We start from the raw sequence: 17,597 nt of genomic DNA, 5'->3' as shown, positions 1-17,597 counted from the left end.
TGAATCCGGTGCCGATCGGCGTGTTGGGAGAGCTGTGCATTGGCGGAGCCGGGGTAGCACGAGGCTACCTGAACCGTGCCGACCTGACGGCCGAGAAATTCGTAGCGAACCCGTACGTACCGGGTGAACGATTGTATCGCACAGGCGACTTGGCGCGGTGGATGCCAGACGGCAATGTGGACTTTATCGGCCGGATGGATTATCAAGTGAAAATCCGGGGCTACCGGATCGAGCTGGGCGAGATTGAAACGGCGATCCAGCGGGTGCCAGGTGTGCGTCAAGCGGTAGTCATCGACCGGACAGATGAGCGTGGACACAAGTATTTGTGCGGATACATCACAGGAGAAGCAGAGCTGCGGATTGAGGAGGTACAGACCGAGCTGGAAGCAGGACTGCCAGCGCATATGATACCTGCACGCTTGATGCGACTGGAGACGATCCCACTGACGAGCAACGGCAAAATCGACCGCAAGGCCTTGCCGGAACCGGAAGGAAGCATCCATACCGGCGCAGCCTATGTGGCACCGCGTACCACGGTGGAACAAGTATTGGCTGCGGTATGGGCCGGGGTGCTCGGCGTGGAAGCGGTAGGCACGCAGGATAACTTCTTTGAACTGGGTGGCGATTCGATCAAGGCGCTGCAAGTATCATCCCGCTTGCTGCAAGCAGGTTATCGACTGGAGATGAAAGACCTGTTCAGTCATCCAACCGTGTCTGCATTGGCACTGAAAGTCCAAACGGTGACCCGATTGGCGGATCAGAGCGAAGTGGTGGGCGCTGTGAAACTGACACCTGTTCAACAATGGTTCTTTGAGCAGAACCTGACGGATGCTCATCATCATAACCAGTCCATTATGCTGCATAGCAAGGACGGTTTTGATGAAGCGGCCCTGCGCACGGCGATGGATCACGTCGTGAGCCATCACGACGCACTGCGTATCATTTTCCGTCCTAGTGAGCACGGATATGAAGCTTGGAACCGTGCAGTTGGGGAGGGCGAGCTGTATACACTGGATCGGGCCGACTTCAGAAATGAGTCTGAGGTATCTGCAGCGATCGAGGCCAAAGTGAATGAAATTCAGGCGGGTATTCATGTAAGCGAAGGACCGCTGGTGAAGCTGGGGCTGTTCCATTGCCCGGATGGAGATCATTTGCTGATGGCTATTCATCACTTAGTGGTGGATACCGTATCTTGGCGCATTTTGTTCGAGGATATTACGACAGCCTACGAGCAGGCATTGAACGGACAAGCCGCTCGTCTTCCGCACAAAACGGATTCATTCCGCACCTGGGCGGATGGGCAGTCTCAATATGCGAACGGTCCGGCCATGGCAGCAGAACTCGCATTCTGGCAAGAAATGGAACAGGGAATATATCAGCCGCTTCCAAAAGACGAATCCCATTCTCATTCCTTAAATAGGGACAGCGAGAACATTACGGTCACGTGGACAGCTCAGGAAACGGAGCAGCTGTTAAAACAGGCGCATCGTGCCTACAACACGGAGATGAATGATTTGCTGCTTACCGCATTGGGACTGACTATTCATCGCTGGGCCGGTCTGGAACGAGTGCTTGTGAGCCTGGAAGGTCATGGACGGGAGTCCATTTTGCCAGAACTGGATATTACGCGCACCGTGGGCTGGTTTACGACTCAATTCCCAGTTGTGCTGGATATGAGCGTGGGGCAAGACCTTTCACAACGCATCAAACATGTGAAAGAAGGACTACGCCGCATTCCGCAAAAGGGCATTGGCTACGGGATGTTGAGATACCTGTCCGCAGCACGTGAGCAAGAGCGTTTTGTAACTGAACCTGAAATCAGCTTTAACTATTTGGGACAATTTGACCAAGATATGCAAAATCAATCCATTGGCGTATCTCCTTATTCTAGCGGTGCAGAGCTTAGCGCTCATGCAGCTAGAACGCACACGCTGGATATGAACGGACTGATTTCCGAAGGCGAGCTGCAATTGACGATCAGCTACAGTAAGCAGGAATATCGCCATGAAACGATGGAGCAGCTAGCCGAAGCGTTCCGAATCAGTTTGCAGGAAATCATTGCGCATTGCACAGGCCGCAAACAGCAGGAGCTGACGCCAAGCGATGTCATGCTTAAAAATGTAACCATGGCCGAGCTGGATCAGTTGGTAGAGCGGACTCGTGACATGGGGGAACTGGAAAATGTATATGCGCTGACGCCGATGCAAAAAGGCATGTTGTTCCATAGTCTGATGGATGCAGAGTCAGGTGCTTATTTTGAACAAACGACCTTTGATTTGCATGGACGCTTCCAAGCGAATATTTTCCAAGATAGCTTGAATCATTTGGCACAGCGGCATGAGATATTTAGAGCCAATTTCATCAGCGGTTGGCAGGATGAGCCTGTGCAGGTTATTTTCCGCCGCAAGGATGTTGGTTTTAGATGTGAAGATTTGCGTCATCTGAATGAGCAGGAGCGTGACGCGTATGTGAAGGAATTTATTCGCAAGGACAAGGCAGCCGGATTCGATTTGTCCCGGGATGCGTTGATGCGCGTGGCGATTTTACGAACAGGTGATGAGGATTATTATTTTGTGTGGAGCTCTCATCACATCTTGATGGATGGCTGGTGTGTGGCATTAGTCACGGATGAGGTGTTTGAGGCTTACTTTGCAGCCGTGGAGCATAGACAGCCGAAGCTTCCCCGTTACTCCATCCGTCAGTATATTGAGTGGCTTGAAGCACAGGATGTAGAAGCAGCAGCTGCGTACTGGAAGGATTATTTGCTCGGCTATGATCAGCAAACTTCGATTCCGACCGGAAAAGTAGGCGTGAAAGCAGACGGTGCACAATTTGAGCATATCCTGTGTGATCTGGGCAAGGACTTGACCGGACGTATGGAAATGGTGGCCAAGCAGTACCACGTGACCCCGAATACGTTGCTGCAAACAGCCTGGGGATTGCTGCTCCAAAAGTACAACGGTAGTGACGACGCTGTTTTTGGCGGTGTAGTGTCTGGTCGTCCAGCGGATATTCCGGGGATCGAAAATATGGTGGGCTTGTTCATTAACACCATTCCAATACGGATCCGCAGCGGGGCTGAGGACACCTTTGCCGACATGATCAGAACGAATCAGAAGCAGGCGCTGACTTCTCAAGATTATGAAACGTATCCGCTGTATGAAATTCAAGCCTTGAGCGAGCAAAAGCAAGATCTGATCAACCACATTATCGTGTTTGAAAACTATCCGGTGGAGGAGCAGGTCGAGCAACTTGGCGAAGGTGCAGAGTCGGATTTTGAAATTCGCAATGCCGGCATGATTGAACAAACCAACTATGATTTCAATCTGGTCGTTATGCCGCAGGAAGCGATGAAAATCCGATTTGAATACAATGCGAAGTTATATGATCGTGAAGCCGTTGAACGGACTCAGGGCCATCTGATACAGCTGTTGGAGCAGGTGGTAGCGAAGCCAGACATTCGAGTGCAGGAGCTGGATATGGTAAGTGAGCAGGAGCGTGAGCAAATTCTCAGCGTATGGGGAAATACAGCTGCTGAGTATCCAAGCGAGCAAACGATTCATGGCTTGTTCGAGACACAAACGGCGCAGACACCGGAGCAGGCAGCGTTGTTCTTCGAAGGAGAACAGTTGACCTATCGCGAGCTGAATGAACGCGCCAATCGTTTGGCTCGTACCTTGCGTAACCAAGGCGTGACGAAGGATCGTTTGGTGGGTCTGATGACCGAGCGTTCGGTAGATTTGATCGTGGGTATCTTAGGCATTTTGAAGGCTGGGGGTGCATATGTGCCCATCGATCCGACGTATCCAGAGGAACGTATCCGCTACATGCTGGACGACTCGGGTGCGAAGCTATTGTTAACGCAAAACCATTTGGTGGATAAAGTAGCCTTCGATGGTAACGTGCTGGTGCTGGATGGAGCACAGAGTGTGTATCACGAGGATGGTTCCAATCTGGAACCGTTGTCTGGTCCGAACGATCTGGCGTATGTGATTTATACGTCGGGTACGACGGGGCAGCCGAAGGGCGTTATGGTGGAGCATCGTAATGTCGTACGTTTGGTGAAAAATACAAACTACGCGCAATTGGATGCCGACACGCGCATTTTGCAGACAGGGGCTGTTGTTTTCGATGCATCCACCTTCGAAATTTGGGGGGCGATATTGAATGGTGGACAGCTGGTGCTAGTGAGCCAGGATGTCATTTTGGACGCACCCAAGCTTAAGGAAGCTGTGCGTAGCCACGGCATTACCACGATGTTTCTGACCACACCGCTCTTTAACCAGCTGTCCCAGCAGGATCTGGCGCTGTTCGAGGGAATACGCGAGCTGCTGGTCGGCGGTGATGTGATGTCCGTACCACATATGAACCGGGTGCTGGAGGCCCATCCGTCCCTGCGGATCAGTAACATCTATGGCCCAACCGAAAATACGACCTTTTCCACAATGCATGCGATCACTGGTGTGCAATCGGAATCGGTGCCAATTGGCAGACCGATCCATAATTCGACAGCGTATGTCGTGGATCGTTCGATGCGGCTTCAGCCCGTCGGGGTATGGGGTGAGCTGATCGTCGGCGGTGACGGGGTGGCACGTGGATACCGCAACCGTCCAGACCTGACGTCCGAAAAGTTCATCGATAGCCCGTTCCGCAGCGGAGAACGCTGCTATCGCACTGGCGACCTGGTACGCTTGAATGTAGACGGGACGCTGGAATATAAGGGACGGATCGACGCACAGGTGAAAATTCGGGGCTATCGGATCGAACTGGGCGAGGTAGAAACGCAGCTGTTGAAGCTGGAGGCAGTGCGAGAAGCTGTGGTCATCGCACGTGAAGATGAGCAAGGGCAAAAGCAGCTCTGCGCTTATGTGGTCGCCGATGGGGAAGTTGTGGCAAGTGAGCTGCGAAGCGCTTTGAGCCAGAAGCTGCCGGGTTACATGGTCCCTTCCTATCTGGTACAGCTGGAGCAGATGCCGTTGACTCGGAATGGAAAAATCGACCGCAAAGCACTGCCAGCACCGGAAGACAGCCTGCAAAGCGGAGCGGATTATGTCGCACCGCGGACATGGGTGGAAGTGAAACTGGCACAAATTTGGCAGGATGTGTTGGGTCTGGCGCAGGTCGGTGTGAAGGAAAACTTCTTTGAGATTGGCGGACACTCGCTACGGGCGACGACGCTAGCCTCGAGAATTCACAAGGAGCTGAACAAGCCGCTTCCACTGCGCAGTATTTTTGAAGCACCAACCATTGAACAATTGGCAGTCGTACTGGAACATCTGGATCAAGTAACATATGCGTCCATTCCGGTAACAGAAGAACGCAACTTCTACCCGTTATCTTCGGCGCAAAAACGACTGTATGTACTGCATCAGTTCGACCCGAATGATGTGAACTACAACATGCCGTCGGTGCTGCAAGTGAGCGGTCCGCTGGATGTGAAACGGGTAGAAGACGCGTTCCGTCAATTAATCGCCCGTCATGCGACCTTGCGTACCCGCTTTGCACTGGTGGACAGCGAGCCAATGCAATGGATTGAGGACACCGTGCCGTTTGAGGTGGAATATACAAAGGTACGGGCAGAAGATGCGACTACGGATACAGATCAGGACACAACCACGAGTACAGACACGATGGTCAGCCAGGAAGCACAAGAACGGGTGCGGCAGTTTGTACGTCCGTTCGATCTGCAAGCCGCTCCGCTGCTGCGGGTAGGCTTGGTAGATTTGGGTGTACAAGGAACCGAGCAGGAACCGCAGCATTTACTCATGCTCGATATGCACCACATCGTTTCGGATGGTGTGTCCATGGGAGTACTGACCGATGAATTTGTCCGCTTATACGACGGTGAAGAGCTTTCGCCAATGCGTATACAGTACAAGGATTATGCGGTATGGCAGCAAAGCGAAGCCCATCAAGAGTGGATGCAACGTCAGGAAGCGTACTGGCTCGACACCTTCCGGGGTGAGCTGCCAGTGCTGGATGTACCTACGGACTTTGCCCGTCCGGCGGTACGAAGTACGGTAGGCGATACGGTGGTGTTTGGACTGAAACGTGAAGTCAGCGAACGTCTGAAGGAACTGGCGGCGCACACAGGCTCTACGCTGTATATGGTGCTGCTGGCAGCGTACACCGCGCTCTTGCATCAATACAGCGGGCAAGAGGACATCGTAGTCGGCACACCGATTGCCGGACGACCGCATGCGGATCTGGAGCCAATGATCGGGATGTTCGTCGGAACGTTGGCATTGCGGAACTATCCGACGGCAGAGCAAAGCTTCCGAAGCTATGTGGAGGATGTGAAGACGCGTGCCCTGCAAGCTTACGAGCACCAGGACTATCCGTTTGAGGAGCTGGTGGAAAAGCTGAACGTGAAGCGGGATATGAGCCGCCATCCGCTGTTTGATACGATGTTTACCCTGCAAACCACCGAGGAAGGTGAGCTGCAGCTGGCGGACCTAAGCTTCCGTCCATATGGCTTGGAACAAACGCCAGTCAAGTTTGATTTGATGATGGAAGCCAGAGAGGAAGAGGCAGGTATCCAGTTCGGATTGCAGTATGCAACTGCGTTGTACGAGCGCGAAACGGTAGAACGGATGACGCGTCACTTTGTTCGCTTGGCTGAAGCCGTCGCGGCGAACCCGGATGCGAAGCTGGGTGAGCTGGAGTTGATTACGGCAGAAGAAACCGAGCAGATTCTGAAGGTGTTCAATGATCCGAATGCGCACAGCCTGCTTGGAGCATTACAAGGCCGTTCGCTCAGCGAACGCTTTGAAGACCAAGCGAAGCGCAACCCTGAGCGGGTAGCAGTCGTGTCTGGAGACACGGCACTGACCTATGCCGAGTTGAATGAACGGGCGAACCAATTGGCTCGTGTGTTACGAGCGGAAGGGGTCGAAGCAGATCAACCGGTTGGCGTATTGCTGGAACGTTCTGCGGATATTCTGGTGAGCATTCTGGGGGTACTTAAGGCCGGAGGCGCATATGTGCCGATGGATACGGTGTATCCACAGGAGCGCATCGACTACATGCTCCAAGACAGTGGGGCCAAGGTCGTGATTACAAGTAGAGTCGCCACCCTGTCGCTCAGCTTGCCATCCCTAGTACAAGCTGTAGTTCTTGACGACGAGGACGTTCAAGCTCAGTTGGGAGCACAGGATGCGAGCAATCTAATCCCTGTTGCCCGCCCGCATAACCTGGCCTATATGATTTACACGTCAGGCACCACCGGTCAGCCGAAAGGGGTCATGATCGAGCAGGGCAGTGTTAGCAATCTGGTAGATGCTTTATGGGAACGCGTATACAGCCGTTATGAACAGCCGCTTCATGTCGCATGGCTGTCGGCATTTGTATTTGACGCTTCAGTGAAGCAAATCTTTGCCAGCTTGCTGTTAGGCCACACCCTGCACGTGGTGTCCCGTGACGTCAGTCTGAGCGGAGAGCATTTGATCGCCTACTACCGCACGCACCGAATTGATCTGTCGGACGGCACACCTGCGCATCTGCATATTTTGAACGAAAGCGTCAGTGTGACGGAAGCGCCGGAAGTGAAGCATTACCTGATCGGTGGCGAAGCATTATCCGTGCAACTGGTAAATGTGTTCTTGCACAAGTGGTCTGGGTATCGTCCAGTCATTACGAACGTGTATGGCCCGACCGAAACGACGGTAGATGCGACTGCTTATACGATTGAAGATGTGGAGTCCCTGAACGTACTGCTGGAAAAAGGGGAGCACACAGTATCGATCGGAACGCCGATAGCGAACCAGTCGGTGTACATCCTGAACAGCCAGCAACAGCTGGTACCGATCGGTATCGCAGGTGAGCTTTATATCGGAGGTGCAGGTGTGGGACGAGGATACCTGAACCTGCCGGAGCTGACGGCAGAGAAGTTCGTCCTGAATCCGTTCGCTGATGCGGCAGCAGCTGATCCAGCGGATCACGCAAACCGGATGTACCGGACGGGCGACTTGGCACGGTGGATGCCAGACGGCAGTATTGAGTATTTGGGCCGGATCGACCACCAGGTGAAAATCCGGGGGTACCGGATCGAACTGGGCGAGGTGGAAGCGCAGCTGCTGACCGTGGACGGCATTCAGAAAGCCGTGGTCACAGCATGGGAAAACGAAGACGGACACAAGGACCTGTGTGCCTATATCATAGCTTCAGAGTCCCTGAGTTTGCCGGAGCTGCGCAATGCGCTGCAGCCGAAGCTGCCGGATTACATGATCCCGACGTATGTGGTACAACTGGATCGTTTCCCGCTGACACCGAACGGGAAAATCGACCGCAAGGCGTTGCCGGCACCGGAAGCACGCCTCGAAGGAGGCCTGGAGTACGTTGCACCGCGGACACCGCTGGAAACCAAGCTAGCCCAAATCTGGCAGGATGTCTTGAAGCTGTCCAGCGTAGGAGTCACCGACTCATTCTTTGACGTGGGTGGACACTCCCTGCGGGCAACGACGCTGGTGGCCAAAATCCATCAGGAACTGGACAGCCGGATTACGCTGCGTGAGGTGTTCCAACACTTCACGATTGAGCAGCAAGCCCAGCTCATCGCAACGCACGGTACAGACACCTATACGGTGATCCCTGCGGCGGCGCAACAGGCGTACTACCCGGTTTCCTCGGCTCAAAAACGATTGTACATTTTGAGCCATCTGGAAGGTGGGGATCTCAGTTACAATATGCCGGGTGTATTAACCGTGGAGGGACCGCTTCAGGCCGATCGGCTGGGGGATGCGTTCCGTCAGTTAATAGCCCGCCATGAAACGCTGCGGACTTCCTTTGAAATGCTGGAAGGCGAGGTCGTTCAGCGGGTTTACGATCAAGTGGAGTTTGCAGTAGAGCACCTGCAGGCCAGGGAGTCCGAAGTCGAAGCCTATATCGAGTCCTTTGTCCGTAGCTTTGATCTTCGCCAGGCACCACTGCTGCGTGTCCGTCTCATTCAAACCGGACCAGAACGCCATCTCCTGATGTACGACATGCACCATATTATTTCAGACGGTGTATCGTCTAACAATATCGTGCATGAGCTGGTACAACTGTACGAGGGACAGGAATTGGAGCCGCTGCAAATTCAGTACAAAGACTACGCCGTGTGGCAGCAGCAGGAGATGCAGCGTGAGTCATACCAACGCCGAGAACACTTCTGGCTGGAGCATTTAGCCGGAGCATTACCGGTACTGGATTTGCCAATTGCTTATCCTAGACCTGCTGTTCGCAGCTTCGAGGGTGCGATGTATGAATTTACAGTGGACGCGAATGTATCCGAGCAACTGCGCCGAATTGCGGCACAGACCGGAAGTACGCTGTACATGGTGCTGTTGAGCGCCTACACCGTTCTGCTGTCCAAATACAGCGGTCAGGACGATTTGATCATCGGTACGCCGGTAGCAGGCCGCTTGTTGCCTGAACTGGAGCCACTGATCGGAATGTTCGTCAACACGCTAGCCATCCGGCATCAGCCGAAGGGCAACCAAACGTTCCACAGCTACTTGCTGGAAGCCAGAGATCGTACGTTGCAAGCCTTCGAGCATCAGGATTATCCACTGGAAGAGTTGGTGGAAAAACTGGATGTAGCACGGGATGCAAGCCGTAACCCGTTGTTTGACACCATGTTTGTACTGGAAAATACAGAGTCGCCGGAAGCGCAGCTTGAGACGCTGTCCTTTAGTCCGTATGTTCAGGAGCATCGTATCTCCAAATTCGATTTGACCTTGTCCATGAGTGATGAAGATGGGGAAATCAAGGGTTCCTTTGAATACTGCACGAAGCTATTTGGGGGCGACGCTATTGAGAGATTAACCAGAGATTTGATAGCGATCCTGTCCCAGATTGGAACCGATCCAGATTTACTGTTAAGCGATATTCAAGTGAACACGGACGAGCAGCCAGAAGGCTTCTCGCCGGATTCCATCGATTTTGTTTTCTAAATCAGTTTTCTAAAATGCAATGAGTTCACTTTGCATGTGCAGAGGGCGGCGGCTTGTCCGACTGCCCTTGCCTGCATTGAAAAAAACAGCAAAAACAACTCCATTTGAAAATTCAAGTATTATAAACAATAAGATGGATTAGCTCCATTTTATGTTACGAATTGTTTTGATTATTTAAAAGGTATTACGTTGAACAAGCTGAATGAACTTTAACAAAAGAAGACCCACGGTTCAATAAACGCGGGTCTTCTTTATTTAGAAATTGCTGGTTTGATTCATATGCAATTTAAACATCAAATGGTGAACAGAATGTTTCAGTGGACTGAAGATCCTTTAGTATGAATTTCAAGTGTTCTCTAGCTGATTGATTCAATGGTTGTAAGGGTAAAGGAAGACTGGGACTTGAGATCAAGCCACTTATTTCTGCTGCTGCTGAAACAACGCGAAGGCTGCCATATTGGCGAAATAACGACCAAAGCGGTTCAAGCTGTGTTGAGAGTCGACTTGCTTCGTCAGCACAACCATCCAGAGCAAATCGGGTTATTCTCAAGCAGGTCTCTGGAAACAAGCCACCCAGAGCGGAGTACCATGCTTCACAGCCCGCATTCAAGCCGGTGGCTGCAAACGGATCCCCGCTTACTCCGATCGTTACATAGGAAGGGATGAGCTTACGAAGTTTGCTAATTCGTGCATTAGCTTCTTCAGGGTCAGAAGGTACTCCAGGAATCTTGATAGAACGAACGTTAGACAGCTCAGCAATCCGACCGTGCAACTCATCACTGAAATGAAAATGCGAGGTACTCGGATTATCATATACACAAAGTGGAATGGAGAGTGAACTCGTCACCTGTTCATAGAGTAAAAATACTTCTTCATTCGTTAGTGTTTGATAGGAGACAGGGGCTAGCAACACTGCGCTTGCTCCTGCTCTTTGTGCATCTTCCGCTAATAGAAGTACTTCAGAAGTACGAATCGCACTTATACTTGTCATCACGGGAATCCCCTCAGATGAATGGACAGCAAGTTGAAGCACATGTAAACGTTCTTCTCGATTAAGATATGCATAATTTCCAGTTGAACCCAATGCACCAATTGAGTCTACACCAGCTGCAACTAATCGTTGAATTAGTGTCACAAATGCTTTTTCGTTAATACCTGTCTCGTTAACTGGGGTGAGTGGAAAAGCAGATAATCCACAGAACATAAAGCTACACTCCTTTATTAATTGGCCTTCAAAATACAAACACATTATAAAAATGAATTAGACACAATTAAAGTACCAATTGAGAGACAAATAACAGTACCAATTCTTCTAGAGAAACCTAATATCGAAACAAAGAGATATGAGCATCAAGCTTCAGTCTCAACTTGGATATTACATCTTTTAACAGATCAAGTTAGTTGAACAACATAAAAAGCATTCTATATAGAATGCTTTTTATCTTTCTCATGATTTAGTGATGTATGAGAGTGTGTTAATATGCGGTCAAGTACTTTTTCAGTAAGTGGCATAAAGTAATTGAGTATTAGCCCCCCTAAACAAACAGTTAACAAAGTTCCAATGCCAATGGGGCCATTTAAAATGACTGCTATGATCAAGAATATAAGATAGATGAGTGTTCTCGAAAAAAATAGATTTGTTCTAGTTAATTCTTGTATGATTAATGTTAATCGGTCAACTGGAATTGGTGCAAAATTTGTCTGTAAATATGTTGCAGTTCCTAATCCTACAACAACTAAACCAATTCCAAAACAAACAACTTTGCTGTACCATAGTTCAGGTGCTATCAAATTGTGTAATAAAAAAAGCCACATATCAATACCAATACCCGTTATAAATGCTGTTAACAACCCCAAAACTTCAGGTCTTTGTCTTTTCAAAAGCGAATTACAACATATCAATATTATAGCTATTATGATTTCCCAACTCCCCACAGTAAGCCCCACATTTATGGACAGTCCTACCAAAAGTGCATCAAAAGGTGAAGTCCCAAGGTCTGATTGTATAGTGAACGAAATTCCAAGGGATAATATAAAAATTCCTAATACGAAAAAAACATATTTCACATTACTCGACCTCTTTAATGTAATTTTTTTGTTGCAAATGCAATAAAAATAAGGTAAATTCAATGTATATCATTTTTATTGCATTTGCAACAAAATAGGTGCAAAGGAGTTAACTAATGAAGGAAGTTCTTCGTGAAATTGGAATGATCGCAAGGGCATTAGATTCTATAAGTAATATAGAATTTAAAGAATATGAGCTTACAAAAGGGCAGTATTTGTACCTTGTGCGAATATGTGAAAACCCAGGAATCATTCAAGAAAAGTTAGCTGAGATGATAAAAGTAGATCGAACAACTGCATCTCGTGCTATAAAAAAACTTGTAATTAATGGCTTTATTGAAAAGAAAGAAGATAACCATAACCAAAAAATCAAAAAACTCTATCCAACAGATAAAGGAAACAATGTATATCCTTTTATAAAAAGAGAAAATGATTATTCCAATAACGTTGCATTAGAGGGATTTTCAGAAAAAGAAGTAGAAACTATTTTCAATCTTCTTCAAAGAGTAAGAGAAAATATAGGGGAAGACTGGGAATTTGTAAAAAAGGGGAACAAGAGAAATTATTGATTTACATGAAGGAGCGATACATTAAAGTGACCGTGAAAATAATAAAGTGCAGCCGTGAAAATTTACAAATACTCCAAGAAATAAGTATTGAAACATTTAATGATACTTTTAAAGATCAGAATTCACCTGAAAATATGAAAGCTTATCTAGAAAGAGCATTTAACTATAAGCAGTTGGAGGAGGAATTGTCCAACGACTCTTCAGAAATCTTTTTCATCTATTTTAATGAAGAACTTGCTGGATACTTAAAGGTAAATATGAATGATGCCCAATCCGAAAGAATGGGTGATGAGTCGCTCGAAATTGAGAGGATTTATATAAGAAACAAATCTCAAAAACATGGGCTTGGTAAATATCTGCTAAATAAAGCTATGGAAATTGCGATTGAACATAATAAAAAGAAGATCTGGCTCGGGGTATGGGAAAAAAATGAAAATGCCATTGCTTTTTACAAGAAAATGGGGTTTGTTCAAACTGGCGCACACTCTTTTTATATGGGGGATGAAGAACAAATTGATTTCATAATGACCAAAACAATGATATAAGTTTAGGATGATATACGAATTCTTATTAATTTTTATATTGTAATTTATTCACTAATGTGTATAATATTAACTATAATTGAATTCAAAAATGTTTTCTAGGGTTCCGCGATGTAATATCGGCTGGTCCGAGAGAAAACTCACAGTCGTCGTACTGTGCCACGGAGGGATAAAAGCCTGGGAGAAAAACTGCTGTATGCAGTATTCTCTCAGGCTTTTTTTTATTGCTGCTATAAATCCATACTACATTTGCAGCATTATCAAAAAGGAGGAAGCACAGAATGAACAAGACATGGTTATCTGTTGTAATTGCGGCATTATTTGAAGTTGGATGGGTCATCGGCCTGAAACATGCTAGCGGATGGTTAGAGTGGGGGGGCACTTTAGTTGCCATTTTAGTAAGTTTCATACTCATGATTATGGCTTCCCGTACGCTTCCGGTAGGTACGGTGTATGCAGTGTTTGTCGGCTTGGGAACGGCCGGCACTGTATTGGCAGAAATTTTGTTGTTTGGTGCTGAGGTACAGGGATCTAAATTGTTGCTAATCGGGGTGCTTCTGCTCGGAGTTGTAGGCCTCAAAATACAGAGCAAAGAGAAGAAACAAGGAAAAGAGGTGCACTGACGTATGAACTGGGTATTTCTAATTTTGGCAGGCGTATTTGAGATGATTGGAGTTCTCATGATTAATAAGCTCCATAAAGATCGGAATTTCCTGTCTGCTTTTTACCTGCTTGCAGGCTTTGGGTTGAGCTTCTTGTTTCTATCCCTGGCCATGGAAACACTACCAATGGGAACGGCCTACGCTGTCTGGACCGGTATTGGAGCTTCTGGAGGGGCCATATTGGGCATGATCTTTTACAGTGAACCGCGTAATACCGCGAGAATTCTGTTCATCGCTATGGTACTCGGTTCAGCAGTTGGCCTAAAGCTGGTAAGCTGATTAATGATGGAATTAGACATACTGGTCATCTTAGAACAGCAGCGGACTATCTGAATGCTTATGGGCTATCATTAAATTTAAAAAATAGATAGAAAAGACTAGCGTGCAGACAAAGTATCGATAAGAAATTTTGTCTGCATGTTTTTTTGCTTTTGCTTACCCTTCTATACTCTGATCTTTAGGATCGTCGCGTTGTGTTTTCAGTTTTAGAAAATGAAGAGTCATTTGAAGCTTCAGACGAATATCACCATCGCTTAGATCAATCTCGAATAGCTCACGTATCCTGTTGATTCGATAGAACAAAGTATTTCTATGAATAAAAAGTGTTTTAGCAGCAATATTTGGAGTGTCCACATATTGAAGATAGGCTTCAAGTGTAGACAGCAAACTTGTTTTGTGGGCATTGTCATAAGCAATTAACTTTTGGATAACTGGATGGCAGAAGTCAGCGAGATCGTTCTGTTCCGATATGATCTTTCCAATATGCTCGCAGAGATAGTCCTCATACATATACACTGACTTGTTTGAATGAAGTTGGAAACCAATCTCGATGGCGGTTAAGCATTGCTTATAATATTTTCGTAAACAGGCTAAATGACTAAAGCAGTCACTTAGCGAAGCAGTTAGACCGTTTACTTGTAGAAACTCCAGAATTCGTTTGTCTTCAGCAATGATTTTACAGGATGAATCAACGAGAGAAATGAGAAATACAATACGTCCCTGATATACGATCCAACGGCTATCCGGAAGTAATTGGATCATATGCTGTGCAACCAGCTGAACTTTCCCGTCAAAAAAGCCGTTCTTCAGGTCTGTCAAGGTCATCACTCTCAGGTAAGGTGTAAGCGTCCATTCCAGATGAGCCAGTCGCATTGCGTTGACATTAGCATCATTGAGCTCGCCTGTAAGCAGTTCGGAAAGCAAAAAACTATGCATCATTCCTTGATTGCAATTATAAAAGTCGTTCTTTTGCAATTCTACCGAAACCAGCTCACAAAGAAATTGTACGAGTTCAAAATCAAAATCTGTAAATTTACGATCCAGTTCCATAACACTGACCTGCGCGAATTCTATACCATGTACGTACACAAAAGCTGTTATCCAACAGTCGTTGGTCTCGGGATCGCGTGAATAATAAGGAATAAGAGCCATACGGGTCAGTTCGTACAGATTAGATTTCTTCATGCTCTCAATATTACTGTCAAGAATATAACCCAAATTTCGCTGCTGTTCGATATCAGGTCGGCTGGGGATGGGGGCCTGACACATAGCGAGTAACTTATAGCCTGCGTCGACAATGATTACCGGATTACCAAAGATGCGGGAGGCCTCGTTTGTCAAGTATTGCAAACCTTTGTTTGAGTAAAGTGCGGATATCAGAGTGTGCATATGCTCAATGAGCCGATTCTCATGAGCAAGTATAGATGAAATCTTTCCCGAAAGATCCAGCAGATCCAGTCCATTTGGCAGAAGGGTAAGACAAGTATAAGAGTCTACAAGTGCATCACAATCCTGAATGCAGAAAAGAGGAGTGTCTGTAGGAAAGTCCTTTGGCAAATCCGAAAGCTTGCCTATATAAGCGGTGTCAGCCTGGAAAACGGAACTCAACCGCAGGATAGTAAATTCACTGATTTCTTTTGTTTGCATGGCCTCTTCGGGCAAGGAAAGATAACAGTCGCTAAGTTTTCTGATTATTTTTTGAATTTTCACAAGAGCAGCCTCCAAAAGCTTTTTAATCCTTGTGCAATATTACAAAACATCGTCACTATATCGGACTATATTTAAATTCCAGCACATGGGATATAACGTTTTTATTATATATACTGAAATTATTACACGCTGCAATAAATGACACTTTCATCAAAAAATGAGTAATATTGTTTAAAATCAAGGCTCTGTGAGGGAAAGGTTTTGGAATTATGTGAGGAAATTTATGCGAAATTAGTGGAGAAAGCTGAAACTCTCGCATGGATTTGCTTCAGGATCTATGCCTAACAAATACAAATAGCAGGAGGATTTTAATGAAAATTTTAGGGATCAGTTGCGGTAGAAGGATGAGTAATTCAGAAATCCTTGTCAAGGAAGCTCTGATGGGTGCTGAAGAGATAGGTGCCGAGGTAGAGCTTATACGTCTTAATGACCTGCAAATTAAACCTTGCACCGGTTGTAATGCTTGTGTAGTGAGCCTGCTTGAAAAGTGTGGCTCAGGAGATTGTGTGATAAAGAACGATGATTATGGATTTATTGAAGAAAAAATAATGGAATGCGACGGGTTAATTGTGAGCTCAGCCATTTATGAGAAGAGCCCGAGTGGACTGTTGAAGACTCTGAATGACCGGATGGGCCCCTCCCATGATATTGCCTTCCGAATGATTGCCAAGAAGCAACGCGAAGAAAGAGGAATAACTACTGGTAAAGGCCCAGATGAAAGAAGCTTTAAACAAAGAGTGGCTTCTCTTATTGCTGTAGGGGGAAGTGAGTGGGACACACTTGCACTGCCAATGCTCCATCTCTTCACGCTGCCGATGCAAATCAATGTTGTAGATAAAATACTGGTCAATTGGGTTGGCTTGCCTGGATCAGTAGTCTTCAAGGAAAATGAATTGAACAGAGCTAGGCAATCTGGTCGTCATGTGGCTGAAACACTAATGAATCCGAATACGGAAGCGAAATATATTGGCGAATCTGGTTTATGTCCAATCTGTCATTCCAAACTCGTTGAAATCAGGAATCATGATGATAATTATCCTGCAATATGCGGAATTTGCGGTGTAAAGGGCACTTTGGAAGTTGAACAAGGCAAAGTTAAATTCAATGTCACAGAAGAAGATAGAGCGCATTCTCATGTTCTAATCTCTGGGAAATTCGAGCACGCGGATGAATTATATAAAGTTTCATTAAAACCTAATTCCAAGGCTGGCGAATTGCCTGAAAGATTAAAAAAATACAAAAACTATTTATCTTATTCCAGACCTGCTCGTAATTGATATTCTGGATAAAGTACTTATTCTTTTTTTGAAAGGCTGAGAGCTAATTTGGCTGGTAAGGCCTACTAAAATTCACTCCAATAGAGCTAATTCATAATGGGAACGCCTGGGTTCATATGCATGGTATAGCCATGTTTATACTGGTCATATAATAAGTATTGCCTACCCGAATTACATCATTGTCCGGAACATCGGCATAGATAAAAGGATTGTTGAATGTGAGAGCGGACGATATGCTGCCCATAGAGAGCATTGTCATAAGCAGTGGAAGAACACTACTAAGAGCGAGCCTACTTTTTCAACATATTCTTACCTCTTGATCGTTGTAGTATCGTGATCCTGTTCCTGTTCTCAGAAGAAGTGCAGAGCTATATATGAAGGGACCCATTAAGATAAAAGGGTGCTCGAGATTACTGCTGGGGGCTTCCCTAGCAGTAATCTCGAGCACCAGAGGGTGTTTTTCCATACGCTGCACTTGCAAGTCACTGAGGATGAAGTATCCAGACAGTCTCAATTTAGTCAACAATAGGACTAAGACAACTACTGTTTTTACGAGCGA

9 protein-coding genes and 1 riboswitch are annotated in these 17,597 nt (G+C 46.9%); of the genes, 6 read left to right on the top strand and 3 right to left on the bottom strand.

Going from position 1 to position 17,597, the window contains the following annotated elements:
- Positions 1–9,932, top strand: a 9,932-nt coding sequence (locus tag ACQW03_RS24815; RefSeq protein WP_441952271.1) for an amino acid adenylation domain-containing protein, incomplete at its 5' end; no start/stop codon positions are given.
- Between the two features lie 286 nt (positions 9,933–10,218).
- Here ACQW03_RS24815 and ACQW03_RS24810 read toward each other — a convergent pair.
- Both ACQW03_RS24810 and ACQW03_RS24805 read right to left on the bottom strand, forming a co-directional pair.
- Positions 10,219–11,136: a dihydrodipicolinate synthase family protein gene (locus ACQW03_RS24810; protein WP_441952269.1), complete on the bottom strand. Its 918-nt coding sequence runs from the start codon at positions 11,134–11,136 to the stop codon at positions 10,219–10,221.
- 218 nt (positions 11,137–11,354) lie between these two features.
- Positions 11,355–11,999: a YczE/YyaS/YitT family protein gene (locus ACQW03_RS24805; RefSeq protein WP_441952267.1), complete on the bottom strand. Its 645-nt coding sequence runs from the start codon at positions 11,997–11,999 to the stop codon at positions 11,355–11,357.
- A 116-nt stretch (positions 12,000–12,115) separates the two neighbouring features.
- Here ACQW03_RS24805 and ACQW03_RS24800 point away from each other — a divergent pair, with 116 nt between their 5' ends.
- The 4 genes from ACQW03_RS24800 (at position 12,116) to ACQW03_RS24785 (ending at position 14,051) form a co-directional block, all read left to right on the top strand.
- Complete coding sequence (locus tag ACQW03_RS24800) at positions 12,116–12,568, top strand: MarR family winged helix-turn-helix transcriptional regulator (RefSeq protein ID WP_441952265.1); 453 nt, start codon at positions 12,116–12,118, stop codon at positions 12,566–12,568.
- A gap of 26 nt (positions 12,569–12,594) precedes the next feature.
- On the top strand, positions 12,595–13,113 hold the full coding sequence (locus tag ACQW03_RS24795; protein WP_220028115.1) for a GNAT family N-acetyltransferase: 519 nt from the start codon (positions 12,595–12,597) through the stop codon (positions 13,111–13,113).
- A gap of 84 nt (positions 13,114–13,197) precedes the next feature.
- A riboswitch (guanidine-I (ykkC/yxkD leader) is annotated at positions 13,198–13,296 on the top strand.
- A gap of 95 nt (positions 13,297–13,391) precedes the next feature.
- Positions 13,392–13,733, top strand: coding sequence for a DMT family transporter (locus ACQW03_RS24790; protein ID WP_025723001.1), 342 nt, complete (start codon positions 13,392–13,394; stop codon positions 13,731–13,733).
- Between the two features lie 3 nt (positions 13,734–13,736).
- Positions 13,737–14,051, top strand: a complete 315-nt coding sequence (locus ACQW03_RS24785) for a DMT family transporter (RefSeq protein ID WP_071640827.1) — start codon at positions 13,737–13,739, stop codon at positions 14,049–14,051.
- 156 nt (positions 14,052–14,207) lie between these two features.
- Here the strand turns inward: ACQW03_RS24785 and ACQW03_RS24780 are convergent, their stop codons facing one another.
- Positions 14,208–15,761 carry a PucR family transcriptional regulator gene (locus tag ACQW03_RS24780; RefSeq protein WP_441952261.1) on the bottom strand — a complete coding sequence of 518 codons (1,554 nt, stop codon included), beginning with the start codon at positions 15,759–15,761 and terminating at the stop codon, positions 14,208–14,210.
- A 311-nt stretch (positions 15,762–16,072) separates the two neighbouring features.
- Here ACQW03_RS24780 and ACQW03_RS24775 point away from each other — a divergent pair, with 311 nt between their 5' ends.
- A complete protein-coding gene (locus ACQW03_RS24775; protein WP_071640829.1) occupies positions 16,073–17,038 on the top strand; it encodes a flavodoxin family protein in 966 nt (321 codons plus the stop codon).
- The last annotated feature ends 559 nt before the right edge of the window (positions 17,039–17,597 follow it).

This window comes from Paenibacillus sp. DRB1-1 (genome assembly GCF_052119485.1).
GTDB classification, from domain to species: domain Bacteria; phylum Bacillota; class Bacilli; order Paenibacillales; family Paenibacillaceae; genus Paenibacillus; species Paenibacillus polymyxa_B.
This window is presented reverse-complemented; position numbering and strand designations above follow the sequence as displayed.

What these genes read in the sequence shown, in the direction of transcription:
- ACQW03_RS24810 (WP_441952269.1), bottom strand. Translation starts at nt 11,136, where the DNA reads ATGTTCTGTGGATTATCTGCTTTTCCACTCACCCCAGTTAACGAGACA.
- ACQW03_RS24800 (WP_441952265.1), top strand. Translation starts at nt 12,116, where the DNA reads ATGAAGGAAGTTCTTCGTGAAATTGGAATGATCGCAAGGGCATTAGAT.
- ACQW03_RS24790 (WP_025723001.1), top strand. Translation starts at nt 13,392, where the DNA reads ATGAACAAGACATGGTTATCTGTTGTAATTGCGGCATTATTTGAAGTT.
- ACQW03_RS24785 (WP_071640827.1), top strand. Translation starts at nt 13,737, where the DNA reads ATGAACTGGGTATTTCTAATTTTGGCAGGCGTATTTGAGATGATTGGA.
- ACQW03_RS24775 (WP_071640829.1), top strand. Translation starts at nt 16,073, where the DNA reads ATGAAAATTTTAGGGATCAGTTGCGGTAGAAGGATGAGTAATTCAGAA.